This window comes from Ruegeria sp. BK1 (genome assembly GCF_056535645.1).
Genome location: NZ_JBQFIS010000002.1, coordinates 443,841 through 466,765, shown reverse-complemented (window position 1 = coordinate 466,765; position 22,925 = coordinate 443,841). Strand labels below are relative to the sequence as shown.

Genomic DNA, 22,925 nt, shown 5'->3' with positions numbered 1-22,925 from the left:
CATTCAATCCCAATGAGGAATTTTCAACAGCGTTAAGGCTGGCGCCTCTTTGTCGTCCTGGTCAGGCTTTTCATGGTTTTATGCACAAACTCGCAGCTGTCGGGCACGCGAATAGCCGCAGCTACCGCATCACAAACGGGTCCGGGATCGGGTCATCGCTGGTGCGCAGCCACACTGCTTTGGTTTTGGTGTATTCAAGCGCTGCCTCAACGCCTCCCTCGCGCCCGTGCCCTGACAAGCCAAAGCCACCAAACGGCACAATCGGGCTGACGGCGCGATAGGTGTTTACCCAGACGATGCCCGCACGAATGCCCCGCATCATGCGGTGCGCGCGGGTCAGGTCGCGGGTGAACAGGCCCGAGGCTAGACCGAACTGCGTGTCATTGGCGATGGCCAGCGCCTCGGCCTCGGTCTCAAAACTGAGGACCGACAGAACAGGGCCAAAGAATTCATTGGTCACGCAGGGCGCATCGGGCGCGTCGGTGCAATCCAGAATGGTCGGGGGGAAGAAATACCCCGCACCCTCGGGCACCTGCCCGCCAATGACTAGTCGCGCGCCCTGCGCAACGGACCGGTCAATCAGGTCAAGAGCCCGGTCGCGCTGACGCAGGGTGCACAGCGGTCCAACCTCGGTCGCCATGTCCTGAGGTGATCCGATCACCACATTCTCGGCCTTTTCTTTCAAGCGTGCCAGAAATTCGTCCTTGATCGAACGTTGGATCACAAGGCGCGATCCGGCCACGCAGCTTTGCCCGGTGGCCGCGAAAATCCCCGACACCTGCGCATTCACGGCGCTGTCGAGATCGGCATCTTCAAACACGATGAACGGAGATTTTCCGCCCAGTTCCAGCGAGGTTGAGGCCAGATTGTTGGCAGAATTGCGCACGATATGGCGCGCGGTTTCTGGGCCGCCTGTAAAGGCCACATGGGCCACTTTCGGATGGCTGGTCAGGACCGATCCGCAATCAGGCCCGAATCCGGTGATGATGTTCAGAACGCCCTTGGGAAAACCCGCCTGATCGAAGATTCGAGCAAATTCCAGCATCGGCGCGGGGCCTTCCTCGCTGGCTTTCAGCACGACCGTGCACCCCGCCGCCAAAGCCGGGCCGATCTTGACCGCCGACAGGAACAGTTGCGAGTTCCAGGGAACCACCGCCGCCACGACGCCCACAGGCTCACGCCGCAACCAGACCTGCATGTCCGGCTTGTCGATGGGCAGAAAAGCCCCTTCGATCTTGTCAGCCAGACCGGCGTAGTAGCGGTAGTATTCGGCCACATAGGCGATCTGGGCGGACGTCTCGCGAATGATCTTACCGGTATCGCGGGTCTCAAACTCGGCCAGACGCGGTGCATTTTCCGCGATCAAATCTGACAAACGCAGCAAAAGCTTGCCCCGCTGCGTTGCAGTCATATTGGTCCATTCGGGATCCAAAAATGCCCGCTCAGCAGCATTAACGGCCCGGTTCACATCTTCGGCGCGGGCCTCGGGCATCAAGGCCCAGGGCTGGCCGGTTGCCGGGTCCCTGCTTTCGAACTGTGCGGCTCCGTCCGAGAAAGCACCGTCGATATACTGCTGAAACTGTTGCATATTCTGTCCTTACTGAAAGGCTGGCATCACATCCGAGATGAACCGTTCAAGCGAGGCTTTCTTGCGCTCGAACGGCATTGAGCTGTCGATCCAGAAAGAATACTCGTCATATCCTAGGGCCTCGTATTTCTTCAGCCGTTCCACCAGCTCTTCGGCGGTTCCGATGGCCAAATCGCGCTGAATCGCTTCCGGCGTATAGAACGGATGTGCGGCGATGTCGTCGTCTGACAGCGGATCGATCAGACCCTGATTAATCTCGCGCTTGTTCATGAACCAGGCGCCGAAATAGTTGTAGAACCGGTTTAACTCGACTGCGGCCTGTTTCGCATCGTCCGCGTCGCTGGCAACGTAGGTGTGCAGCAGCAGCATGATGCTGGGGCGCGGCTGATCAGGGAATTTGGCGCAGGCGTCGTTGAACTTGCCCATCAGTGATTCAATCTCGGGGTCTCCATTCCACAGCGGCGTCACCTGCACATTGCAACCGTTTGACACGGCGAATTCATGGCTGTTGGGGTCGCGCGCGGCGATCCAGATCGGCGGACCGTCTTTCTGCACCGGCTGCGGGGCAGAGGTGGTTTTCGGAAACTGCCAGAATTCGCCGTCATGCGCATAGTCCCCGGCCCAGAGCTTTTTGATCGCCGGAACCTGTTCGCGCATGCGCAGGCCAGCCTCCCACGCGCCCATACCGGGCATCATGCGTTCATATTCGAACGAGTAAGCCCCGCGCGCGATGCCCAGTTCCAGCCGGCCATCGGTGATCAGATCGGTCATCGCGGCCTCACCGGCCAGACGGATCGGATGCCAGAAGGGTGCGATAATTGTGCCCGTGCCCAGACGCACATTCTTGGTCTTGTTGGCCAGGTCCACCAGATTGATGAAGGGGTTCGGGGCGATAGTGAAGTTCATCCCATGATGTTCACCCGTCCAAACCGAGTTGAACCCGGCTTCATCCGCGATCTGACACAGCTGAACGAACTCATCATACAGCTGTTTTTGATCATCCTTCGGATCGATGCGCTCCATATGTGCAAAAAGCGAAAACTTCATTGCGTCACTCTTTTTCAGATGAGATCGGGCGGATTTTGCCGCTGACCTGATTGCCAAAATAGACCCCGAAATTGCCCATGCGGTTTTCCTGAGCGAACCGCTCCAACATGGTGCACATCGCGGCATCGGCAATGTCCATCAGAGTGGTTTGAGTCAGTTCGGTAAAGGTGCCTTGGGTGGGTTCCCCCTCGACCGCCTGGCACAAGAACGAGATGTGCTGTTGTTCGCGCGCTTCGTCTTCGTAGACGGAATAGATAAACCCCGGCTCGGCGCGGACACCGCATTGCTCGATCAGACGACTCAGGGCGGCTGAGGCCCCGTTCTTTCCGGTCTTGGTTTCGGGCAACGTCAGACGACCCTGATCATTTCCGATCAGCAGTACCTTGCCCTCACGCTCGATCAGGGCCGAGACGATCAGGTTTGTACTCTGGCTCAGCGCTTCCGCTTCGGCGGCCGGGGTGACATAGGCGCCACGGGCATAGCCCAGCCCCGGTGCGGTCGAGGTGTCAAAGGCTTCGACCTTGCCGATCAGGATCAGGTGATCCCCGGCCTCGACCGTTTTGAAAGTCGAGCAGTCAAACCAGGCCGAGACGCCAACGAACACGGGCGACCCCACAGGACCGGGGTGCCAGTCCACGGCGGCAAAGCGATCTTCGACCGGGCGGGCAAAGGTGTTGGACACATCCTTTTGCGATTCCGACAGGATGTTGACGGCAAAGCCCTTGGAATTGGCAAACGCCTCATAGTTCCGCGAGCTGTTGGCCAGACAGACCGACACCAGTGCCGGATCCAGCGACACCGAGCTGAACGAGTTCGCGGTAAAGCCCAGCGGGTTGCCGTCTTCATCATGGGTCGTCACAACCGTGACGCCGGTCATGAATGCCCCAAACGCGTTCCTCAGCGCGCGTGGATCAAAACTCGTCATGCGGTTTCCCTTTCGTCCATCGGGGTCTGCAACCAGTCGGCCAGTATCGCATTGACCTGTTCGGGCGCTGTCAGATTGACCATGTGGCGCTCACCTTCGATGGTGGCGGCGCGCCCCAGCGGAGCTGCATCTGCCATGGCCTGCGCCATTTCAGGCGTCGAATTTGGGTCCAGCGCGCCGGTTAGCGCCAGCAATGGGCAAGGGATTTTGGCAAACCCGTCCGCATATTCCTCATCCCCATCCGCAAAGGCCCCATAGGCATCAGCGTAGCCCTTAAGGTTCACCGAAGACAGCCAACCAGCCACTTTGGCGCTGGCGACCTGTTCAGCCGGGGCGTCACCGAACCACCGTTTTAGCGGCGTTTCCAGATCAAAACTGCCCTTGCGGATCTCAAGCGCGCGGGCTGTTACTGCATCTCGGGCAGCCTGCGTGCGGCGAAAAACGCCATTCAGCAAAGCAACACGCGCCACCCTCTGCGGGTGAGTTACGGCATACCCGCCCGAGATCAGAGCGCCCATCGAGTGCCCGGCCAAACAGACCGGCCCCAAATCCAGAGCGGCGACAACCGCGTGCAACCAAGCCACATAGTCCGGTAACTTTGGCGTGCCGCCCAACGCGTCGCTGCCCCCATGTCCCGGCATATCCAGCGCCATGACATGGTATTGCGTCGAGAACGCCTCAATCTGCGGCTGCCATGCAGCCGACTGCATGCCCACGCCATGAATCAAGACCAGCGGGGCACCTCGCCCCGCCTCGCAATAGGTAACGCGCCCGAAAGGCTTAGACAGCCGCAGGGTTGTCAACGTCATGGCCCAATTCCTTGAGGTCCTGATAGCGGTCACCGATACGGTGATGCGGACGTCCTCCAATCGATGCCCCCAGAGCAACTACGATCTCATCCGGCGCGGGCGCATCGGCGACTGAAAGCTGAATGGTCAGGTAGTGGCTGCGTCTGCCGCCGTCATTCTTGTCCATCAGCGGGATTTGCAGCGGCGCGCTCGCGGGGCCACGGGTGTTGGTGAAGGCCAGATAGGACTTCGCGCCCACTGCTTCACGATAGTGGTTGCCGAACCGCAGCGTGTGGATCAGGGCCGAGGCATGCTCGACCTCGCCATTCACGCCGACGATGGCGGATTTACCATAACCTTCGACCTTGTCACCGCCGCCGGATGCATCCAGGATCATCCTGGTTAGCAACTCGCCCAGCCCTGGTGCGCAATCATGAATCGCAGGGCGCAGGTCTTCGACAAAGCCCTGACCGGCCCAGGGGTTCCTGATCACTGCAATCGCCGCGATCATCTTCAGCGGGGTCTCGGCGGTTTTGCCACCTTCAATCAGCGTCTCTTCGACATGCAGCAGTGTTTTTCGAATTTCAGCAGGCATTGCTGTGGCTCCATCGCAGGTCGTGGTTTTATAAGGTAAGATGGTATACCATCGACCAAGATGTCAATCCTGAAAACACCTTGGCCGGGCGTCTCCGCGGCGTGCGAAAAGTCAGGTTATGAAGTTTGGAAAGCGGAATAAGGTTAGATACCGCTCAGTATAACGGCGAGACATTGATGAGTTTGGAGTTTTATGGACTTGAACCATGCGGCGACGCGTCTTGATTCCAAACTCGCCCCGATACGCCTGCGGCGAATACAAGGTGTTCGAGCCTTCATGGCGCTTGGCCAGGCAACTCAGCCGCCGTTCAACCCCTCGATCAGAGCGATATCCGCCTGACAAGCATGGGCCCGTTTTTCGCGTGCAAGGCGATATTCTGGCGAATTGTAGCAACCCCGAGCCTGTTCAATGCTGTCAAATTCGATAATGACGCGCCGTTGCCAGTCTTGGCCCTCTAGCGTTTCCGCCGCCCCCCGTGCCAAAAACCGGCCGCCGTATTTTTCAAAGGCTTCCGGTGCAAGCGCTTGATAGTCGGAATAGGCCTCAGCGTTTGACACGGTGACATTGGCGATCCAATAGCCTTTTGGTCGATCTGTCATTGCCCATTATCCTGCGATGCAAACACACGTTCCGCGACCGAAGTCGCCTCGTCCAGATGATGCTGAATGGCAAGTCGCGCTGCGGCGGGATCGCCTGATACGACCGCGGAAAAAATGTCTTCCATATAAGAAATGCCGGGTCGGGTACGGTCAGCCGAGGTCAGTGTCAACATGCGAAGCCGGCTGATGCGACCGTTCAAACGTTGCACGACCTCCCAGGCAATGTGATGTCCTGCGCCATGAAAGACCACTTGGTAGAAATCCGAAGTTGCCCGGAACAAAGCCCCCCGCGTCTTGCCCTTGGATTCCTTTTGCAATCGCTTCAGCGCAGCCCCCAGCTTGCGGGTGATGTCTTCGTCGATATTGCGCGCGCATTGCTCGGCCGCAGCCGTTTCAAGCAGGCGACGAATATCATAAATCTGACGGGCGTCATCCCAGCTCATGGAGGCGACAATAGGCCCGTGACCGGGCAAGATCTCAACCAGCCCTTCGGCTTCAAGATAGCGGATCGTTTCCCGAATGACTGTCCGGCTCACTCCAAGCTGTTCGCATAGCGGGCGTTCGACTAGCCGCTCGCCCGGTTGAAACACACCTTCGACAATGGCCTCGCGCATCCTGTCTTGCACCATATCGCGCAGAGTGGCGGGCTGGTGATCAATTTTTGCGAGCTTGGCTGTTGTCATGGGCCGAATGTCTATTCACCGGTCTCAAATATGACAAGTTAGAAATGATGGACCGTATGATGGTGTTCCATCGGCAACTCGCAAATCAACAGGTCACAAGAGTGGCTTTGAAAAGGGATCGTCAGCAATTTCCGATCTTGCGTTGGCAGGCTACGGATAGCAGGTCCAGAAATTCATCGTTGAGTTGCGAGCTCGCCTGAATCATTTTTCCCTGTTCTGCAAAACCAAAGGATGTCACTCCTACGATGCGGTTTGGGCTGGCGAAAAGAGCTCCAACCTGGCCGGTCGCCTGTACACCGAAATTCTCATACCAGGCAGCGCCGGAAGACGCATTGCGCATGTCTGACCCATAGAATGAAACACCTTCCTGACCGTCGGCATGCCATGCACTATCGACCTGATGCATGATCTCACCGCTGTCATGGTTCTGCGGGTAGCCTACTTGTTTAGTGTGATTGGGCGAAAGCGCGAAAGTACGAAACCCCGCCCATCCCACGATGTCACCGATCCGCATCATCCGTCCGTTGACGTTCTGATCGGCTACTTCGATGATTGCGAAATCTGCGCTGTTGGGAAATTTTCGACGGGATTCTGACCAGCTTTGGGTTGTGCCAACCCAGGTCCAATACCATTCACCATAGGGCGCGTGGCCTTCGTGATACGCAGGTACGAATTTGAAATTCTTGTAGAACCCCGAGCTTTTATTGCGCCCGAAATGCACACAATGCCCTGCGGTCAAGAGCAGTCTCGGGCGTAGAACCGCTGCTGAACAGACCTCATTCTTGCCGTCGAATTTGGTGAAGTACAACTTACCGTTCAATCTGTAGGGATAGTGAAACCTGGCATCCATCGGGACAAGACGAGAACTAGAGAAAAACGCACCGTCCGAGGCAATGCCCGCGGCTTCCTCTTGCACGGACGCAACCGATTTCGGGTCTGCGATATTGACATCCTGCGGAGCGATCTGATCGGTCTCGCCAGTGAACCGTCCATCGAGCAACTGAGACGCTTCTCTCGGATGCGGCTCTGCCAGCAGAAGATCCTCATAGTTGGCTTGCGGGACAGGCAATCCGGCGTTCACTGCGTCAGACAGAGCCTGCCGTGTCCAGTGATCGACCATCGCTTGCTGATCTGCGTTGGGGTTTTCTTTGGAGACGGGTTGCGCCACCGTTGGGCCGGGAAAGGCAATCCATACTGCGACAAGCACAAGCGACAGCAATACGTCGGTTGGAGTGTTTGGTCTAGGCATCAACAGGCCTCTGCGCTTGCTGTCGTGGTCTGCCCGGTTACGCCAGTGGACAGGTCGAGCAAATGGGGAAGTGTCGCAAGGTTCAGGCAATTTGTGACCTCGGGGTTAGTGTGGCCCGCGCGGTGTTGGCCAACGACTTCTCCGGCCAGATTGAAAACGGGGGCACCTGACGATCCTCGCAGTGTATCGCAAGTGTGGCCGTAGGCGTTGGGATGTGTCTGAGTGCGCATATCTTCCTGGCGAACGCAGTCGACGATTGAAAGCTTCTGGGGAAGCCCTCCGGGGTGTTGCGGCACAAACAGTGGGTCTCCTTCTTGCGGTGAATCGGGCGTGAAACTGGCAATTTTGTAGGCCGCATGCGGCTCGGGATGAACTCGCAGAATGGTCGTATCCGCCTGGGTGGGGGCGGCACTGTCGACGATTTCAAGACATCGGACCTTTTGGCCAGTAATGGGTAGGCCAAATTCGTTTTTGTGATAGTCAAACCAGATCTGAGTGGTTTCGCAAAAGTCCGTTTCATCTGAAATGCAATGACTTGAGGTCTGCACCAGATCAGGACCTATCCGGAACGCCGTGCAATAGGTTTCCGTCCGGTCTTTGATAACCGACAGGCGCGCGACGGAGCTAGCGCTTTCGGTAACAAGATCGCTGTCGGCGCCGGTATAGCTGTTCGTTTCGATCAGATCGCTGGTTCCGTAAAGGGATTCCAGCTCCAAATCCTCAAAGGGAAATGCAATTTGGTCGATCTCGAAAGCCAACCCTGTCAGGGCGTCACAACCAAATACCGATACCTCTGCGGCAATGCTTGAGATTGAAAGGGTCCAGATATCAGAGCGACCCGCCAAAACGGCCCGATCCAGCGTTTCGACGACATTGCCCGATGTGTCTGCGATTTCGATGTGAAACGCGTCGTTGTCGGGCAAAACCAAATTGTTCAGATGGACCCTCATTTCGGGTTGCTTGATGTTGCCCGGAAGTACGGGCGCGTCCACGCGAAAGTTCCACACCAACCCTGTGCAGGTCAGCCCGTCTTGATCAGGCGGAAAGGCGAGTGGTGTCGAGATGTCTTCAACTATGCTGCCTACATAAGGTTGGGCGGCGACTTCGTAGCCCAGAACGCCCAGGACAGCTGCTATGAAGGCGACTCGCACTCTCATCAGTCCATCTGAGAAATATAGTCGACGACTTGTGATAATTGAAACTCTGCCACACTACCTGGCTTGACGCTGTCGGCGCAATCCTCGGACGCCCGGTCGACTCGCATCCGCAAGAAATGTTGCTTTCCTTGCGCAGACAGGTACGAGGCGACCATTCGTGTAAAATTGCGTCCGTCGCGAAAGAAAAACACGCCCTTGTTTTCGTCGGCATTCCAGTGGATGCGGCGCATGTCGAATTTCGGAACATATCTCCACGGGCCTTGGTCGTTGGGGACGATATCGAAACTGCCCTCTTGCGGCGTTCCGTCAAGGACACGGACAAGCGTGATGAATTCGCCCGCAACCTTGCAGTTGTCGGCCATGTGCAACCAGTCCTTGTCAATGCGCAATGCAGCGGTGGCGTCCAAGGCACCGCCGTTGATTTTGTCGATGGAATCCATCGACATACGCGCTGTATAGGTCAGCCGTTGGCGGACCTGGATCGGGTTCGCGCCTGAGATTTTCTTCAAAAGCGCGGCGGCTGCCGTCACTTGCGGTGCCGCTTGCGAGGTTCCCGACAGCGGCCCGAATCCATCCACACCAACGGTCGACAGGATATCCCGAGCCGGCGCACCGATGTCAAAAACAGAAGCCCCGTAGTTTGTTCGAAACTGTGTTGGGTCGCTTAGATTGTGGAGCAACTTCAGATTGTCCTGATCCGCTTCCAATCCAACCACGCCGATGATGTTCTCGACGTGACTGGCATAGCAAGCTGGCGGGCTTAGACAGGGCGGCAGCTCGTCTGGTTGTCCGAACGAGACCGGTGGCGCTGTGAACAGGTTTCCGCCCTTGCCGGCGGCGACAACGAACAGAATGCTGGGGTGCCATTTCTTGATCGCTTCCCCAATCTTATCTGCGCGCCTTATGTTCCTAAGGTTGTAGGAAAAGCTCAGATTGATGACGCTGACGTTTAGGGATCCGGCACTGTCGATTGCATCGGCCAATTGGCGTGCCTTGGCTTCGTCGATGAGCACGCCATCGGTTTCACTGAACGGTATGAGAAGATAAGAAAGGTCCTCAAACCCACCCAGCAGCCCACTTATGCCCCGTTGGTTTTGGGGTGCTGCAATGATGCCTAGGACATGAGTTCCGTGGTCAATGCCCTGCACCTGCCCGGCCAGTCGCATGGTATCGCACCCGACGGCTGTGTCAGTTGATGCCGCATCATCGTCTGCTTCTCCGGAGGCTTGCGTTGGAACGAATTCGTTGTCGACCAGAACCTTGGCATTGATATCAAGATCGCAATGGCGATGTTCCGGTGTCTGATCCATCACACCGATAACAAGGCCGTCCAGGTTTTTGTCGGACAAATCCGGGCAGCTACCGTGCAGCTGCGTGTTGCAGAAATGATCAAACAGTTTTTGGCTGTGCTCAGATAGCGGCTCACGCTGGTAGCCGCTCAGGGCGTGGACGTTTGAATCCGACGTTGTGCTTTGGGATTCGATTGAGAAGGTACCGACAATGCCCGCCCCAATTCCAGCATCCAGTTTCAGAAAAGAGGGGTCGCGGAAATCGTAGGGCAGGCTGTTCTGAGACTTGATTGACTGGTAGTCGGGTAACGGGTCTTCGCTCAGCTCAATACGTGCGTTCAACTCTGGTATCAGTTTCAGAGCGCGCCCCTGACCTTCGGCGTCGCGGGTGGCCACCACAACTTCGCGCAGGCGACCTTTGACATTCCAACCAGGTATATCGGGCTGGTAGTCATTGACGCAATAATCTGCACTCAGGCACCGGTTTTGGACGTTTAATCCCCTGATCTCGACTCGAGCGTCATTTTCGGCCGGGGCAGGGGTCGAAACCTGCACGATTTCAACATCGGGAATCCAGACAAGATCGTTCTTCCCGACTGTCCAGTTCTGACCGACGCCTACTATTCCGGCTACATGCGCACCGTGGTCGGTTATCTGTGCCTGGGCAACTGGCGCTGTGGTCAGATTGCAACCTGATCCGTTGACCGCGCAAAGCATCGCGGCTACCGGCTCAGTCATCGGTCCGACCCAAGCGCCCTGATCCCGCATCACGTCTTCAAGACGCTTATGGTCCCCCATCGGGACCAACTTGAAGCGAAGCCGGCCCGTGTTGAACAGATTCAGATAAAGGTCTTCCTGCGCGCGCTGAGCTTCAACTCCGGTTGCCGCTGGTGCAGTCCAGAAGACTTCTTGGTCTTGCATCTCGGCCAGAGCACAGGTCGCTACTGCGCTTAGAACAAGTCCCAATGAACACGCGCGAGTTATTCCATGCAACATGCCATCTCTCCCTTGATCTTGGTCAGGATCGTGGAGCTTCATGGGCACCTACAGCCCTTTGAGATATTCCACGATAGCCCAACGTTCGTCGTCGGTCAGATCAGAATTGTTGTAATCGTGACCGGCGTTTGAATTTCCCGGAATAATATTTCCGGCGGAATCGCGCACGCGATACACCCAGGGTGCATTTTGCACATCACTGACATAGCCTACCTTAACGGGATCGAACTCGCGAGAGCCGATACCGAATTCTTCCGGGCGTACTGGACCGGCGACGGTCACCTCTTCACCGACGTTGCGGGCCACGGCAGGCAAAAGCAAATCATAAAGTGTGGGAACCGATCCGTTGTGCAGATAGGGGGCAGTGGCCCAAATCCCGTTGAGAGGGCGCGCCTTGTAAGCCAGTAGCTGGTGATCAGTGTTCAGACATTCCTTTGCCTGGGCTCGTTTTTCCTCGTCCGCAACACCGGGCAAGATTGGACTGTCACCCGTGCCGCTGAAACCGACCCGCCCATCCTCTGGTTCAACTTGCGAAAATACCGCATCGGCCAGTTCACCCAGCTTGCCGACAATGGCCCCGCTGGCGGCATTGGTCAGCATCTTGTGGATCGCGTCCGTTTCTTCGATCCACTCGCCCTTCAGAGGAATGCTGCGTTGCCCGGCAGTGTTCCCTGCGTCGGTTGTGCGAAGATAGGTATTGCAAGCTAGGAAAACATCTGTCCCCGCCTCATCAAGGCCAAACATCTCGATCTGCGCGGACGATTCCAGATCTGTGGGATCGAGATGCGCATGACAACCCCTACAATTCGCCTCGAACAGATCTTTGCCCCTTGCCGCCAAGGGCGCATCAATCTCTCCAAGCACGTCCTGGGGCCAAACGGGGGATGTCATCTGCGACAACAGGCGTTCCAATCCAACCATGTTGCGCACGCGCACGCTGCTGTCATAGCCGCGTATCGCCCAGCCGTCATCGGCCTCAATATGAGCAAACACGCCAATAACCTCGGAAACGTTCCTGACTAGTGCTGTCAGCTCGGTGTCACGTCCCCAAACCTGGATCGGCTCACTGGCTTCGGCAATTCCATTCCATTGCAACTTGGCTTGCTGATGTGTGTTCCAGATAAACGGATAGCTGGCCGGTGCATCGGCAGAGAACGCATTTGACGGCGTCTCTGCGCCGATGACCATCGACACTTTTGTCAGGATGTGACCCTGGGCATCCAAACGGCCGGGCCCGGCTGTGACATCGGAATGATTGATGTCGTGTAGCGCCGCCATCCAGTCGATTTGTTCCTGCAACTGAGTTGCCAGACCGGCTTTGGTCTGGTCATTCACCGGGCCGTGCAGCACCAAGCGCGCGAATTCATGCATCCGATCTGGGTCGGCAATCGTCGCTTCAAGCGCGCTCTGCGTGCTGTTGACCAGATCGTCGAACCGCGCCAGCGTCGGCGCGCCTTCAACGCGAACGCGCTGCCCGTCAAAGGTGATTTCCGTCGTGTGACAGGCCGAACAGTTCATTCCAACCCAAGGTGCGCGCATTGTGCCAGCGCTACACATTGTTGGAAAACGGTCGCACATCAGGTCGGCATCTTCAGATGAGTCATGGTCCACGGCAAAGCCGACTGGCAATCCATACGGGTTGTCCTGCGAATACGGGTTGGGGAGGTACCCGAATGCGCCAAGGCTTTCCGAGCTGTACAGTTCATCTTCGCCACTTGCCGACTTTAGCGCCAAGGCCCAGTCCAGCGGCAACAGGCGAGATCCCTGCGATGTCGTGTACCACCATTGGCGGCGCTCATCACTCCAGCCCTGATCAAGGCACATCGCATCCCCTTGTGAGCACGATGTTGCGATTTTCGGCAGAGTTGATTGTGACCAGGTCGGAGAAGCCAGAGAAGTAGCAACCGTTACACTCACAGCGGTTAGTATTGGTCCCTGAAAATAATTAACTAGTGAAATAGACATGGTAATTGCTCCTCCAACCTAGTCCAATTCATTTGGCCGCTAATTTCTATCGGGCGCATCGCCCAAATGGGTTAACGGCTGGTCAAAAATTGCCCGCCAATACTGGAAACGCGCCGTATAAGTTGTGTTCTGTTAGAGCAACTCGTCTTAGACAGGAGCGTCTTAACCTGTGCATTGACGGTGTCAGTAGAACGGTCTCGGCGTTCAGCGATCTGGCGGTTTGTCATGCCCTCAGCCAGAAGCGTAACCAAAGCGCTTTCCGACGGGGTCAGCTTAAGTACTTTGTCGATCATCTCTTGGTTGAGTTCCAAGCCGCTGCTTGTATCGAGACTGCAAACCATGAATGTATTTTCAATAGGCTCGCCAAGAACACGATCCGACGCAAGCGGCACGATCTCAACCGCCAGAACAGGTCCGGTTTCATCTTCGGCAGCCAAGGCTTCTTTCCGGGGTCGGGCACCAAATCGGCCATGTTTTCCTGCGGAACGGGTCATGCGACGAAACCAGTCGCCGTGTTTTTCGGCCTGGGGTTCCAACCGGCCTTCGGGCGTCACGCGGAATAGTCGGACCTCTTCCAGCTGGCGCTGAAACTCCTGATTGTGGACCAGCACCGTTCCATTCGCGCGAACCAGACAAATCCCGATCCTTAACTGGTCGATTGCGTCAACCAGAACCTGAGACCTCAACCTAAATTGTCGAACGGGTCGCGCCAATTCGCAGGCCTTTGCCATATGGGGCAGAAGGGTTGATAAAATTGCTCTGTCCGATTGTCCCAATGGGCCGTGGCGGCGCGAAAACTGGACGGAAAACCGATCGCGCATCGGTTGGTCACGGCTGAGCAACGCGCCGCCACGATGCATGATGCCGAATTCGGCCATTGCCTGAGCATTGGGACGGCGGGCGACGGCCTCGGGCGTTTCGGCCAATACTTCCTCACCAATGACGTCTATATGGTCACCCATCGAGGAATGACGAGCAAAAAGCCGTTGGTCTTCAATTTCCCATTTGGCGAATGCCTCGGCATAGCCCGCGACTGCCGCCGGATCATATCGCGACGACATGAAAGGGGCGACAAGCTGTTGTTTCCCATAAGGATCTTCGACGAGGTCGAACATGATGCAGCCGCGTGCGTCCACCGCCTCAGCCACCCGGTCCAACACGTCCTGCCAGCCCTCGGGGGCGACAACGGTGTCGTAGATGGCTTGTATCAGGTCACTCTGTAAGGATGTCATGCCAGATAACCTAACTCATAGAACAGTTTTGTCGCAACAATGCACCAGTGGCCAGAATGGCCTTAATCTTCACTTAGATCAGAAACTTGGCCTCTTTGTGTCCGGCGCTGTGCAATGACGCATGGGCTACCTTCCGACATGCAGCTTGTGGGCCTGTCGTGGAATTGACAGCACCTTCTCGAGGATGATCTGCTGGCCGCCCCTCTGGAAGGCTGGGGCGATTCACAAGGAGCAGTTTTTGTAGCTGTCCCGGGCCATCAATAGAAATGAGGCAGATTTTTCGTTCGGGCCACGCGGACCCAATTCGGGACAAAGGGGATGATCTTGTCCTGCGTTGGGACCATGATTTCGATAAAATTCGCGCCAGGATTTGATATCGCCTGTGTCAGGATCGGCTCGATCTCGTCTTCGGATGTGATGCGGGCAGTCTCAAAGCCGAAGCCTTCAGCCACTTTCAGATAGTCCACGGCGCCGAAATCGGTTGTCCAGGGTGCGTCGACGTCATCCAGCAAGATGGCCTCGCCCCGGATCCAACCGAAACTGTCGTTGCGGTTCAGGATGATGGTCACATTCTTGCCTGACCGCTTTATGGTTTCCATGTCTCCCAGAACAAACCCGATCGACCCATCCCCCGTTAGTGAGATGATAGGACCTTCGGTGGCGTAAGACGCGCCAAGACCCGCAGGAATGGCATAGCCCAACGCGCCCATCGAATAATTGGTGATATAGCGACGGCCGGCCTCTCGGAAGGTCAGCAGGGCAGAAGGGTAAATAGCGCTGACGCCGGGTTCGGAGGTGACGATTGCGTCGGCAGGCATGATCCTGTCCAACACTTGCGACAGCTTCACGGGCGATATCGTTCCCTCTGGCATCGGGATATTCGCGTTGAACACTTTGTCTAGCGCAGTGCGCTTTGTCTGGGTCAGATCAATACGGGGACGGGTCAAGCCCGGATGCTCGGATTTCAGGATTTCCAGCATATAGGCCAGGCTGGCACGGGCATCACCGGCAAGGCCTATCTTGACCGGGAAGTTATTGCCGATATGGGCCTCGGCGATGTCGAGATGCAGAAAGGTCTTGTTCTGTGGGTCGCCATACAGTTTCCAATGATCGGTCGCGGCGCTGTCGGTGTTGGACCCGATGAAAAAGATCAGATCGGCGTCGTGCACATATTGGTTGGAATACTCCATACCACCACGCGCACCGATGACCCGTAAGGCCAGGGGGTGATCTTCGGGTATAGTACCCTTGCCAGGCGTGGTCGTGCCGACCGGAATTTGCAGAAGCTCGGCCAGTTCCAAAATGACGTCACCTGCCTTCGAGATCAGCCCACCCTGGCCGCAGACAATCGCGGGTTTCTTGGCCGAAAGCAACGCGTCGATGGCGCCCCGCAACTTGCCGTGATCGGCTACGGGCCGGTGCGCCGGATAGGCTGCGTATTCCGGTTCGGCATAAAGGTCGTTCAGGTCGGCCTCTTCACCGAAGATGTTGATCGGGATGCGGATATGAACAGGGGCAGGGCGGCCCGAGGTCGCGACGCGAAACGCTCGGCGCAGCTGAAACGGAATTTCTCGGACGTTCGTGACCGTGAAGGATTCCTTGCAGATGCTATCGTACAGTGCTGTTTGATCGACCCCGGTCAGCCCGTGCCTTTTGTCCTGATTGATCGGGATATCGGACGAGAAGAAAATCACCGGCACCGAGCTGAGAAACGCTTCGGTGATGCCGGGGCTGCAATGGGTGACGCCGGGGCTTGGTGCTTCGAGCACGGCGGGTTTGCCGGTGATCTTGGCATAGGCTTCGGCCGCGTATGAGGCTGTGCGTTCGTCGCGGGTGAGGACGAATTCAATGTCCGAATTGGCGCGCCATTCCTTGTACCAACCAATGGTTGTCTCGCCGGGCAAGCCGAACACATGGGTCACATCGTGCAGCTCAAGCATCCGCAACAAAGCCTGCGCGCCGTTCATTCGTATTAATTCGGCCATCATGTGTCCTTCAAAAGCTGGGTGCGATACCGCCCCAACATGTCGGGGTCCGGGGCGACGCCCAGCCCCGGCGTTTTGGGAACCTGCACATGACCGTTCCGGACGGGGAAGGGCGACTGCGCAATGTCGGCCTGGGCATAGTAAGTGGACATGTAGAACTCACACCCCAGCGTCAGGTCGGGGATGGCCGCCATAAGATGGGCGCCTGCCATGTGCGCGATCGAGGTTTCGAACATGCAGCCTCCGTAGACATCAATCCCCACCGCGCGGGCGATCGCGGCGATCTCGATACAGCGCCGGATGCCGCCTGATTTGGCGGTCTTTAAAGAAAAGATGTTTGCAATGCGATCACCGGCGCCCTGAAGCGCCTGATGCACGTTGAACACGGCCTCGTCCGCCATGATGGGGACATCGACGGCGCGTGTGATCTGGGCCAACGCCTCGCGTTCATGCATCCGGACCGGCTGTTCGACGAAATCCGGGCGGAAAGCTTCAAGGTCGCGAATATGGCGGATGGCGTCATAGGCCAGAAGCCCCTGATTATAGTCGATCCGCAGGCGTATTGCCTCGCCATATGTGTTACGCAGGTGTTCCAGCCGCATGAGGTCGAAAGCATGATCGGCGAACCCGGTCTTGAGTTTGAACAGGCGCACCCCATCGCTCCACAAGCGGGCAATATCTTCGAGGTCGGCCCCGAAATCGGGATTCGCAACCGAAAAGCTCAACGGTATTTCGCCGCGATGCCTACCGCCGACCAATTCGGCAATGGGCAACCCGGTGATCTGACCGGTCAGGTCCAGGAGCGCCGACTCAAGAGCGGCTTTGGCTTCGGGATGACCAACCAGCACGCGATCCGCCTGCGTCATGGTCGGCTCTACTTGGCATGGATCCTGACCAACGACGTGCGGTCGCAGATGCACATGCAGCGCGGCGGCGGCGGCCTCTAGCGTGCCAGTAAAGACGGGCCAGGGTGAAGCCTCACCCCATCCGGTCAGGCCGCTATCTGTGGTTAATTCGCACAGGGCTGCGTTTATACCGCCCACATCGCCCGAACCGTGGGAGTGGACGGCCTGCGCCGGGATGTGAACGCAATGGACACGCAGGTCGATGATGCGATGGTCGCTCATGGCTGGTCCTGCGGGATATCGTCAAGATGCGGTGGGAACCGCCGTGGCAGCAAGCCAGACTGGAACCAAAGCAGGTAGGTGTAGATGGAAAAAACGGGACGCCCCGTCGCCCGGCGGATATCGGCGGCGTAGGGGACCATATTGGTGCATTCAAGAAGGATCGCGCCGATATTGGGGTGGTCCGAGACCAGCTTTTGGGCTGCGCGAACATTGTCCATGCGCGCCTGTTCAAAGTCGATCTCTGCAGCATCGCCCAACACGTGCGTGGTGAAATGAGACCCGGCACCCGTGCCGGCGACCGGAGTTCCCTCGGGGATGCCGGCGGCATCAAGATGGGCGGTGGTCAACGTTTCGGACGAGATCGTCAGGATACCCAGCTCCTGATCGGCGGGCAGGGATTGACGGATCAGCGGGGCCTGAAGCAGCGAGGATGATGCAACAGGCACCCCAAGCGCGCGCGAAAGTTTGGTTTGGAACGGGACGAGGAAGCCACAATTTGTGGCAATGCCATCGCAGCCCATGGCCACCAGTTCTTGTCCGGCCTCTATGAATGCACCCAGCAGCGGGGTTGCATCGCCGCGGACCACATTGTCTGGCGTGGCCGCTGAGACAATCTTGTATTGCACCGGGAAGGGCCAGGTGCCGGCGTTGCCGATATCGCCCGGAATGCGGGGAAATTGGGTGTTTAGCATCAGGATGCCGACCGATGCTCCGTATACGGTTTTACCGCCAAATGTTGTCATCAGGGTGTATCCTGCGGGGCATAAAGATCTGCGAAGGCAAGGCGCACGGCGGCTGACGCATGCTGCGCACGGTTTTCGATATGTTGGCGCATCGCTTTCGCTGCGCCCTCTGCGTCCCCATTCCGGACCAGATTCAGTATGATGCGATGCCTTTCGGTTGTGGTCCGCCCAGCGGCCTGCAAGCTGCGCAGGTCTGCCGCGCGCACAAATCGGATCTTGTCATAAATCGTTGTCAGCAGCCGCGTCAGTTCGGGATTATCCGCCAATCGCGCAAGGCTCATATGAAACGCCTCGTCCAGCTCCAACAACCGCAAGGGATCCGAGCACGTGGCATATTCGTCTGCTGTACTGTCCAGCGAGGCGTTGATGTCGTCTAGGGCGTCGGACCCGGCGCGTAGTGCTGCTTGGCGTGCTGTTTCACACTCTATTGCCATGCGCGCCTGGTACAGATGGGTAATCCGCTCATCGGTCAGGGCCCGGCAGAAAAATCCACGCCCGGCATGAAAATCGACGAACCCTTCGGCCACCAGCCTGTTCAAAGCCTCGCGCAAGGGGGTGCGGCTGGCTCCAAGGTCGCGGGACAGTGCGGATTCGTTGATCCGCTCGCCCGGTTTGAACGCAAAAGAGGCGGCCATGGATCGCAGCTGCGCATAAACTGTGCTGACTGTGTCTTCGGTATTGGAAACTGCGAGTGTCACAACCGTTTTCCCTGAGATTTGCAGCTAAAATACGCAAGGCTTGCTTTGAAGGCAATACTGTGCATTGATCTGTATACAGAAAGAGGGTGAGACCATTCCAAAACGGATCATCATAGCAGGTGCGGGAATTGTCGGCGTATCGACAGGTATCTGGCTACGCCGCTTTTCTGATGCAGACGTGACGATCATAGATCGGCTTCCGCCGGGCGAGGGCACGTCTCATGGCAATGCAGGCGTGATCGCCGCCTGTTCGGTTGCGCCGGTGACGGCACCGGGATTGGTGCGAAAAGCGCCTAAGATGCTGATGAACCAGGACTTTCCGCTGTTTATGCGCTGGGGATACTTTCCGAAATTGCTGCCATGGCTGATCAAGTATCTGGGCACCGCAAATGACAGCGACACCCGCCGCATATCCAGCGGGTTGACCACAATCGTCGCCGACAGTGTCGAGCAACACAAGTCTCTGGTCGCGGGTACAACCGCCTCGGATTGGGTGCAGGAGAGTGATTATTCCTTTGCCTATGCCGACCGAGCGGCCTTCGAGGCGGACAGCTACACTTGGGGTCTGCGCCGGGATGCGGGATTTGAACCGATCATTCGCGAAGGAAGTGCGCTGCGAGATTTTGAGCCAAACCTTGCGCCCTCGGTCGGTTTGTTGGCAACGATGGCCGATCATGGCTATGTCCGGGACCCCGGTGGATATGTAAAAGCTCTGGCAGACGTGTTCCAATCTGCGGGCGGTACAATTCAGCAGGCCGAGATCAAGGATGTCGAGATAACGGACGATAAGGTGTCCGCTGTTTTGACATCGGCAGGACCGCATCCTTGCGATCAGCTAATACTAGCGACAGGTATTTGGTCGAAGCCATTGATGCAGAAGCTGGGTTTGGACGTTCCACTTGAGACCGAGCGCGGTTATCACATCATATTCGAAGACGCCGAAAGTGGCCCGTCCCATCCCATCATGGTGGCCAGCGGGAAATTTGTGGCAACGCCAATGGCTGCGGGCTTGCGCTGCGCCGGAGTGGTCGAGTTCGGCGGATTGGACGCAGGCCCCAATGATGCAGCCCTGAACCTGTTGCGTCGTAAGGCCAAGGCGGCCTTTCCAAACCTGACATACAAGGCAGAGGTGCCCTGGCTTGGACATCGTCCGGCCCCCTCGGACAGCTTGCCTCTGATTGGAGAGGTGCGAGAAACCGGGGTGTTTACCGCTTTTGGCCATCACCACATTGGATTGACCGGTGCCCCGAAAACGGGAAGGATCGTCGCAGGTCTTGTCGCGGGCCAACCAGTCAACACCGACATCGGTGCATTTGATCCCATGCGTTTTGCATGAAGCCGCGAAGTTTTGACTATCAGGGAGACTAAAATGACAAAAATTTCGACAACTTGTGCAACCATTGCCACGGCGACCGTGTTGGGGCTTCCCGCTGCTGCACAGGAAAAGTGGGATCTGCCCATGGCGTATTCGGGCTCGAACTTTCATTCAGTAACCGGTGCGGAATTTGCCAAATGTGTGACCACCGGAACCGGCGGTGAGATCGAGATTACCACGCACCCTTCCGGGTCGCTTTATGCAGGGGCCGATATCAAACGCGCTGTTCAAACCGGCCAGGTGCCGATTGGTGAGCGTCTGCTGTCCGGACATCAGAATGAAAGTGCCATCTTCGGTTGGGATTCGGTTCCTTTCCTCGTGTCCTCGTTTGACGAGCATGAGAAACTGTACGAAGTGGCGCTGCCGCACGTGCAGGATTTGCTAGCCGAGCAGAACATGACGATGCTCTATTCTGTACCGTGGCCGCCGCAGGGGCTGTATTTTAACAAGGAAGTGAATTCCATCGCTGATATGGAAGGGTTGAAGTTCCGTTCGTACAACAATGCAACAGCCCGCATGGCCGAGTTGACCAAGATGCTGCCCGTGTCCATCGAAGCGGCTGAGATCAGTCAAGCCTTCGCGACAGGCGTGGCCGAGTCGATGGTGTCGTCTGGGGCTACGGGTTATGACCGGAAAGTTTGGGAAAGCCTCAGCCATTTCTATTCCGTCGACGCGTGGTTGCCGCGCAACTACATGCTGATCAATAACGACGTTTGGAACGGCGTTTCTGATCAGAACAAGAACGTGATCAAGGCCTGTGCCGAGTTGGCCGAATACGCGGGGACATGGCGCGCCAAGGAATATACCGGCTTCACCCTGGCAGGTCTGGCCGAAGGCGGCATGACGGTTGCTCCGGCGGGTGACCAGTTGATGTCCGATCTGCGGGGCGTGGGTGAAACCATGGCCGCCGAATGGCTGGAAGCGGCGGGAGATACCGGTGCGGCCATTCTGGACGCTTATAACGCAGCGCAATAAGTACCTTCGCCCGGACCTCTGCACTGGTCCGGGCCTTTTCTGCCCCGGAGACCGACCTATGACGGGTGCCTTGCGCGGCCTGCGCCGCTTTCTCGATTTTCTCTATTTTGCGGCCGGTGTACTGGCCGCGTTATGCCTGATTGCGATCCTGTTGCTGATCGTTGCGCAGATGGTGGCGCGCTGGACGGGTGAAATCTTTCCCGGCGCGGCGAACTACGCGGGCTATGCGATGGCAGCGGCCAGCTTTTTTGCCTTTGCCAATGCGTTGAACCGGGGCGCGCATATCCGGGTTTCGATCCTGTTGAACGCTGTCCCGCAGGCGTTTCGTCGGGTGCTGGAAATCTGGTGCTTCACCATTGCGGCAGCGGTGATGTGGTACTTTGTGTATTACGCCTATTGGTTCACGTACTGGTCTTGGAAATTCAACGAAGTCAGCCAGGCACAGGATGCGACGCCATTATGGATTCCGCAATCTGTCATGGTCGTCGGGGGCGGCATTCTCGCCATCTCGCTGACCGATCACCTCGTACACGTCATTTTCCGGGGCGATCACCGGATTCAGCGTGATCTCGTCGATCAGAGTTTCGGAGAGTAGGGCGATGGAAGAAATCTATGCAATCTCTCTATTCCTGTTCGTCCTGTTTCTTCTTCTGGGCACAGGCGTCTGGGTTGGCCTGGCGCTGATGGGTGTGGCCTGGGTCGGGATGGAGCTGTTCACGACCCGCCCGGTAGGCGACACGATGATCACCACAATCTGGGCATCATCCTCAAGTTGGACCCTGACAGCGCTGCCGCTGTTTATCTGGATGGGAGAGATCCTGTTCCGAACGCGACTGTCCGAAGACATGTTCCGCGGTTTGTCGCCCTGGATGGCGCGGCTGCCCGGAGGATTGGTGCATACCAATATTGTGGGGTGTACGGTCTTTGCGGCTGTGTCAGGGTCCTCTGCCGCGACGCTGACCACGGTTGGTAAGATGTCCATCCCGGAACTGCGGGCGCGCAACTACCCCGAGCGGATCGTAATTGGGACATTGGCGGGTGCTGCGACGCTGGGTCTGATGATCCCTCCTTCGCTGGCTTTGATCGTCTATGGCGTCACCGTGAATGAGAGCATCACGCAACTGTTCTTTGCCGGGGTGTTTCCGGGTCTGTGTCTGGCGCTGATGTTCATGGGATATGTGGCGCTGTATTCGTGGTTCTCGGGTGCCTGGAACCCGAAACAGGAAACGTTCATGAGCTTTGGTGAAAAGCTGAAGAACTCTCGTTTTCTGATCCCGGTCATGTGTCTGATCTTTGTGGTGATCGGGTCGATGTATGCGGGCTACGCCACCGCGACCGAAGCTGCAGCCATCGGGGTCATAGGGTCCTTGGTTCTTGCGGCCAGTCAGAAGTCGCTGAATTGGAACACCTTTACGGAAAGTTTGATGGGGGCGACGCGGACCTCGGCCATGATTGCGCTGATCCTTGCGGGCGCTGCGTTTTTGAAGCTGGCAATGGGTTTTACCGGCCTGCCGCGCGCCTTGGCGGACGGCATCGCCGCGATGGAGCTATCGCGCTTCGAGTTGCTGATGATCCTGATGGTGTTCTACATCGTGCTGGGCATGTTTCTGGACGGAATATCTTCGGTTGTTCTGACGATGGCCGTGGTCGAGCCAATGGTGCGCGAGGCGGGGATCGACCTGATCTGGTTTGGTATCTTCGTCGTCGTCGTGGTCGAGATGGCGCAGATCACGCCGCCGATCGGCTTCAACCTGTTTGTTTTGCAGGGTATGACAGAGCATGAGATGGGCTATATCACCCGTGCCGCGTTTCCGATGTTCATGATCATGGTGCTGATGTGCTTTGTTCTGATCTGGTTCCCGGATGTTGCCATGTGGTTGCCTGAAACCATGCGACAGGCGCCCTGACA

Annotated in this window: 20 protein-coding genes; 4 read left to right on the top strand and 16 right to left on the bottom strand. The window is 57.3% G+C overall.

The genetic code is table 11. The features are described from left to right. Positions 1-121: 121 nt before the first annotated feature. The 16 genes from ACR3E7_RS20540 to ACR3E7_RS20465 form a co-directional block, all read right to left on the bottom strand. A complete protein-coding gene (locus ACR3E7_RS20540; protein WP_480503873.1) occupies positions 122-1,588 on the bottom strand; it encodes an aldehyde dehydrogenase in 1,467 nt (488 codons plus the stop codon). A 9-nt stretch (positions 1,589-1,597) separates the two neighbouring features. Further along, positions 1,598-2,635, bottom strand: coding sequence for an LLM class flavin-dependent oxidoreductase (locus ACR3E7_RS20535; protein ID WP_480503872.1), 1,038 nt, complete (start codon positions 2,633-2,635; stop codon positions 1,598-1,600). 4 nt (positions 2,636-2,639) lie between these two features. Next, complete coding sequence (locus tag ACR3E7_RS20530) at positions 2,640-3,560, bottom strand: flavin reductase (protein WP_170771965.1); 921 nt, start codon at positions 3,558-3,560, stop codon at positions 2,640-2,642. Further along, positions 3,557-4,369 (bottom strand): alpha/beta fold hydrolase, encoded by an 813-nt coding sequence (locus ACR3E7_RS20525; protein ID WP_170771967.1) that lies wholly within the window; start codon positions 4,367-4,369, stop codon positions 3,557-3,559. Before ACR3E7_RS20525 ends, ACR3E7_RS20530 begins: the two co-directional genes overlap by 4 nt. Continuing rightward, on the bottom strand, positions 4,341-4,943 hold the full coding sequence (locus tag ACR3E7_RS20520) for an amino acid synthesis family protein (protein ID WP_170771969.1): 603 nt from the start codon (positions 4,941-4,943) through the stop codon (positions 4,341-4,343). Before ACR3E7_RS20520 ends, ACR3E7_RS20525 begins: the two co-directional genes overlap by 29 nt. A 296-nt stretch (positions 4,944-5,239) precedes the next feature. Continuing rightward, a complete protein-coding gene (locus tag ACR3E7_RS20515; protein WP_480503871.1) occupies positions 5,240-5,542 on the bottom strand; it encodes a DUF1330 domain-containing protein in 303 nt (100 codons plus the stop codon). Then, the gene (locus ACR3E7_RS20510) at positions 5,539-6,225 is read right to left on the bottom strand and encodes a GntR family transcriptional regulator (RefSeq protein ID WP_170771973.1); all 687 of its coding nucleotides are present in this window, start codon (positions 6,223-6,225) and stop codon (positions 5,539-5,541) included. Before ACR3E7_RS20510 ends, ACR3E7_RS20515 begins: the two co-directional genes overlap by 4 nt. A 121-nt stretch (positions 6,226-6,346) precedes the next feature. Next, the gene (locus ACR3E7_RS20505; protein ID WP_480503869.1) at positions 6,347-7,474 is read right to left on the bottom strand and encodes a trypsin-like serine peptidase; all 1,128 of its coding nucleotides are present in this window, start codon (positions 7,472-7,474) and stop codon (positions 6,347-6,349) included. Beyond that, positions 7,474-8,631, bottom strand: a complete 1,158-nt coding sequence (locus tag ACR3E7_RS20500) for a trypsin-like serine peptidase (RefSeq protein ID WP_480503868.1) — start codon at positions 8,629-8,631, stop codon at positions 7,474-7,476. The genes ACR3E7_RS20505 and ACR3E7_RS20500 overlap by 1 nt, the downstream gene beginning before the upstream one ends. Further along, a complete protein-coding gene (locus ACR3E7_RS20495) occupies positions 8,631-10,916 on the bottom strand; it encodes a S8 family serine peptidase (RefSeq protein ID WP_480503867.1) in 2,286 nt (761 codons plus the stop codon). The genes ACR3E7_RS20500 and ACR3E7_RS20495 overlap by 1 nt, the downstream gene beginning before the upstream one ends. Before the next feature lie 48 nt (positions 10,917-10,964). Continuing rightward, entirely contained in the window at positions 10,965-12,740 is a 1,776-nt protein-coding gene (locus ACR3E7_RS20490) for a di-heme-cytochrome C peroxidase (RefSeq protein WP_170789267.1), read from the bottom strand. A 212-nt stretch (positions 12,741-12,952) separates the two neighbouring features. Beyond that, positions 12,953-14,113: a helix-turn-helix transcriptional regulator gene (locus ACR3E7_RS20485; protein WP_480503866.1), complete on the bottom strand. Its 1,161-nt coding sequence runs from the start codon at positions 14,111-14,113 to the stop codon at positions 12,953-12,955. Positions 14,114-14,370: 257 nt separating this feature from the next. Next, positions 14,371-16,098, bottom strand: a complete 1,728-nt coding sequence (locus ACR3E7_RS20480) for a thiamine pyrophosphate-binding protein (RefSeq protein WP_480503865.1) — start codon at positions 16,096-16,098, stop codon at positions 14,371-14,373. Then, entirely contained in the window at positions 16,098-17,225 is a 1,128-nt protein-coding gene (locus ACR3E7_RS20475) for an enolase C-terminal domain-like protein (protein ID WP_480503864.1), read from the bottom strand. The genes ACR3E7_RS20480 and ACR3E7_RS20475 overlap by 1 nt, the downstream gene beginning before the upstream one ends. Then, entirely contained in the window at positions 17,222-17,968 is a 747-nt protein-coding gene (locus ACR3E7_RS20470; protein ID WP_480503863.1) for an aspartate/glutamate racemase family protein, read from the bottom strand. The genes ACR3E7_RS20475 and ACR3E7_RS20470 overlap by 4 nt, the downstream gene beginning before the upstream one ends. Beyond that, positions 17,968-18,666 (bottom strand): GntR family transcriptional regulator, encoded by a 699-nt coding sequence (locus ACR3E7_RS20465; protein WP_480503862.1) that lies wholly within the window; start codon positions 18,664-18,666, stop codon positions 17,968-17,970. The genes ACR3E7_RS20470 and ACR3E7_RS20465 overlap by 1 nt, the downstream gene beginning before the upstream one ends. A 94-nt stretch (positions 18,667-18,760) precedes the next feature. On the opposite strand from ACR3E7_RS20465, the gene ACR3E7_RS20460 reads away from it, so the two are divergent. The 4 genes from ACR3E7_RS20460 to ACR3E7_RS20445 are packed head-to-tail and all read left to right on the top strand — an operon-like array spanning position 18,761 to position 22,923. Then, entirely contained in the window at positions 18,761-20,002 is a 1,242-nt protein-coding gene (locus ACR3E7_RS20460) for an NAD(P)/FAD-dependent oxidoreductase (RefSeq protein ID WP_480504075.1), read from the top strand. Between the two features lie 33 nt (positions 20,003-20,035). Continuing rightward, the gene (locus ACR3E7_RS20455; RefSeq protein ID WP_480503861.1) at positions 20,036-21,016 is read left to right on the top strand and encodes a TRAP transporter substrate-binding protein; all 981 of its coding nucleotides are present in this window, start codon (positions 20,036-20,038) and stop codon (positions 21,014-21,016) included. A gap of 58 nt (positions 21,017-21,074) precedes the next feature. Further along, positions 21,075-21,611 carry a TRAP transporter small permease gene (locus tag ACR3E7_RS20450; protein WP_170771993.1) on the top strand — a complete coding sequence of 179 codons (537 nt, stop codon included), beginning with the start codon at positions 21,075-21,077 and terminating at the stop codon, positions 21,609-21,611. Between the two features lie 4 nt (positions 21,612-21,615). Next, the gene (locus ACR3E7_RS20445; RefSeq protein ID WP_170789262.1) at positions 21,616-22,923 is read left to right on the top strand and encodes a TRAP transporter large permease; all 1,308 of its coding nucleotides are present in this window, start codon (positions 21,616-21,618) and stop codon (positions 22,921-22,923) included. The last annotated feature ends 2 nt before the right edge of the window (positions 22,924-22,925 follow it).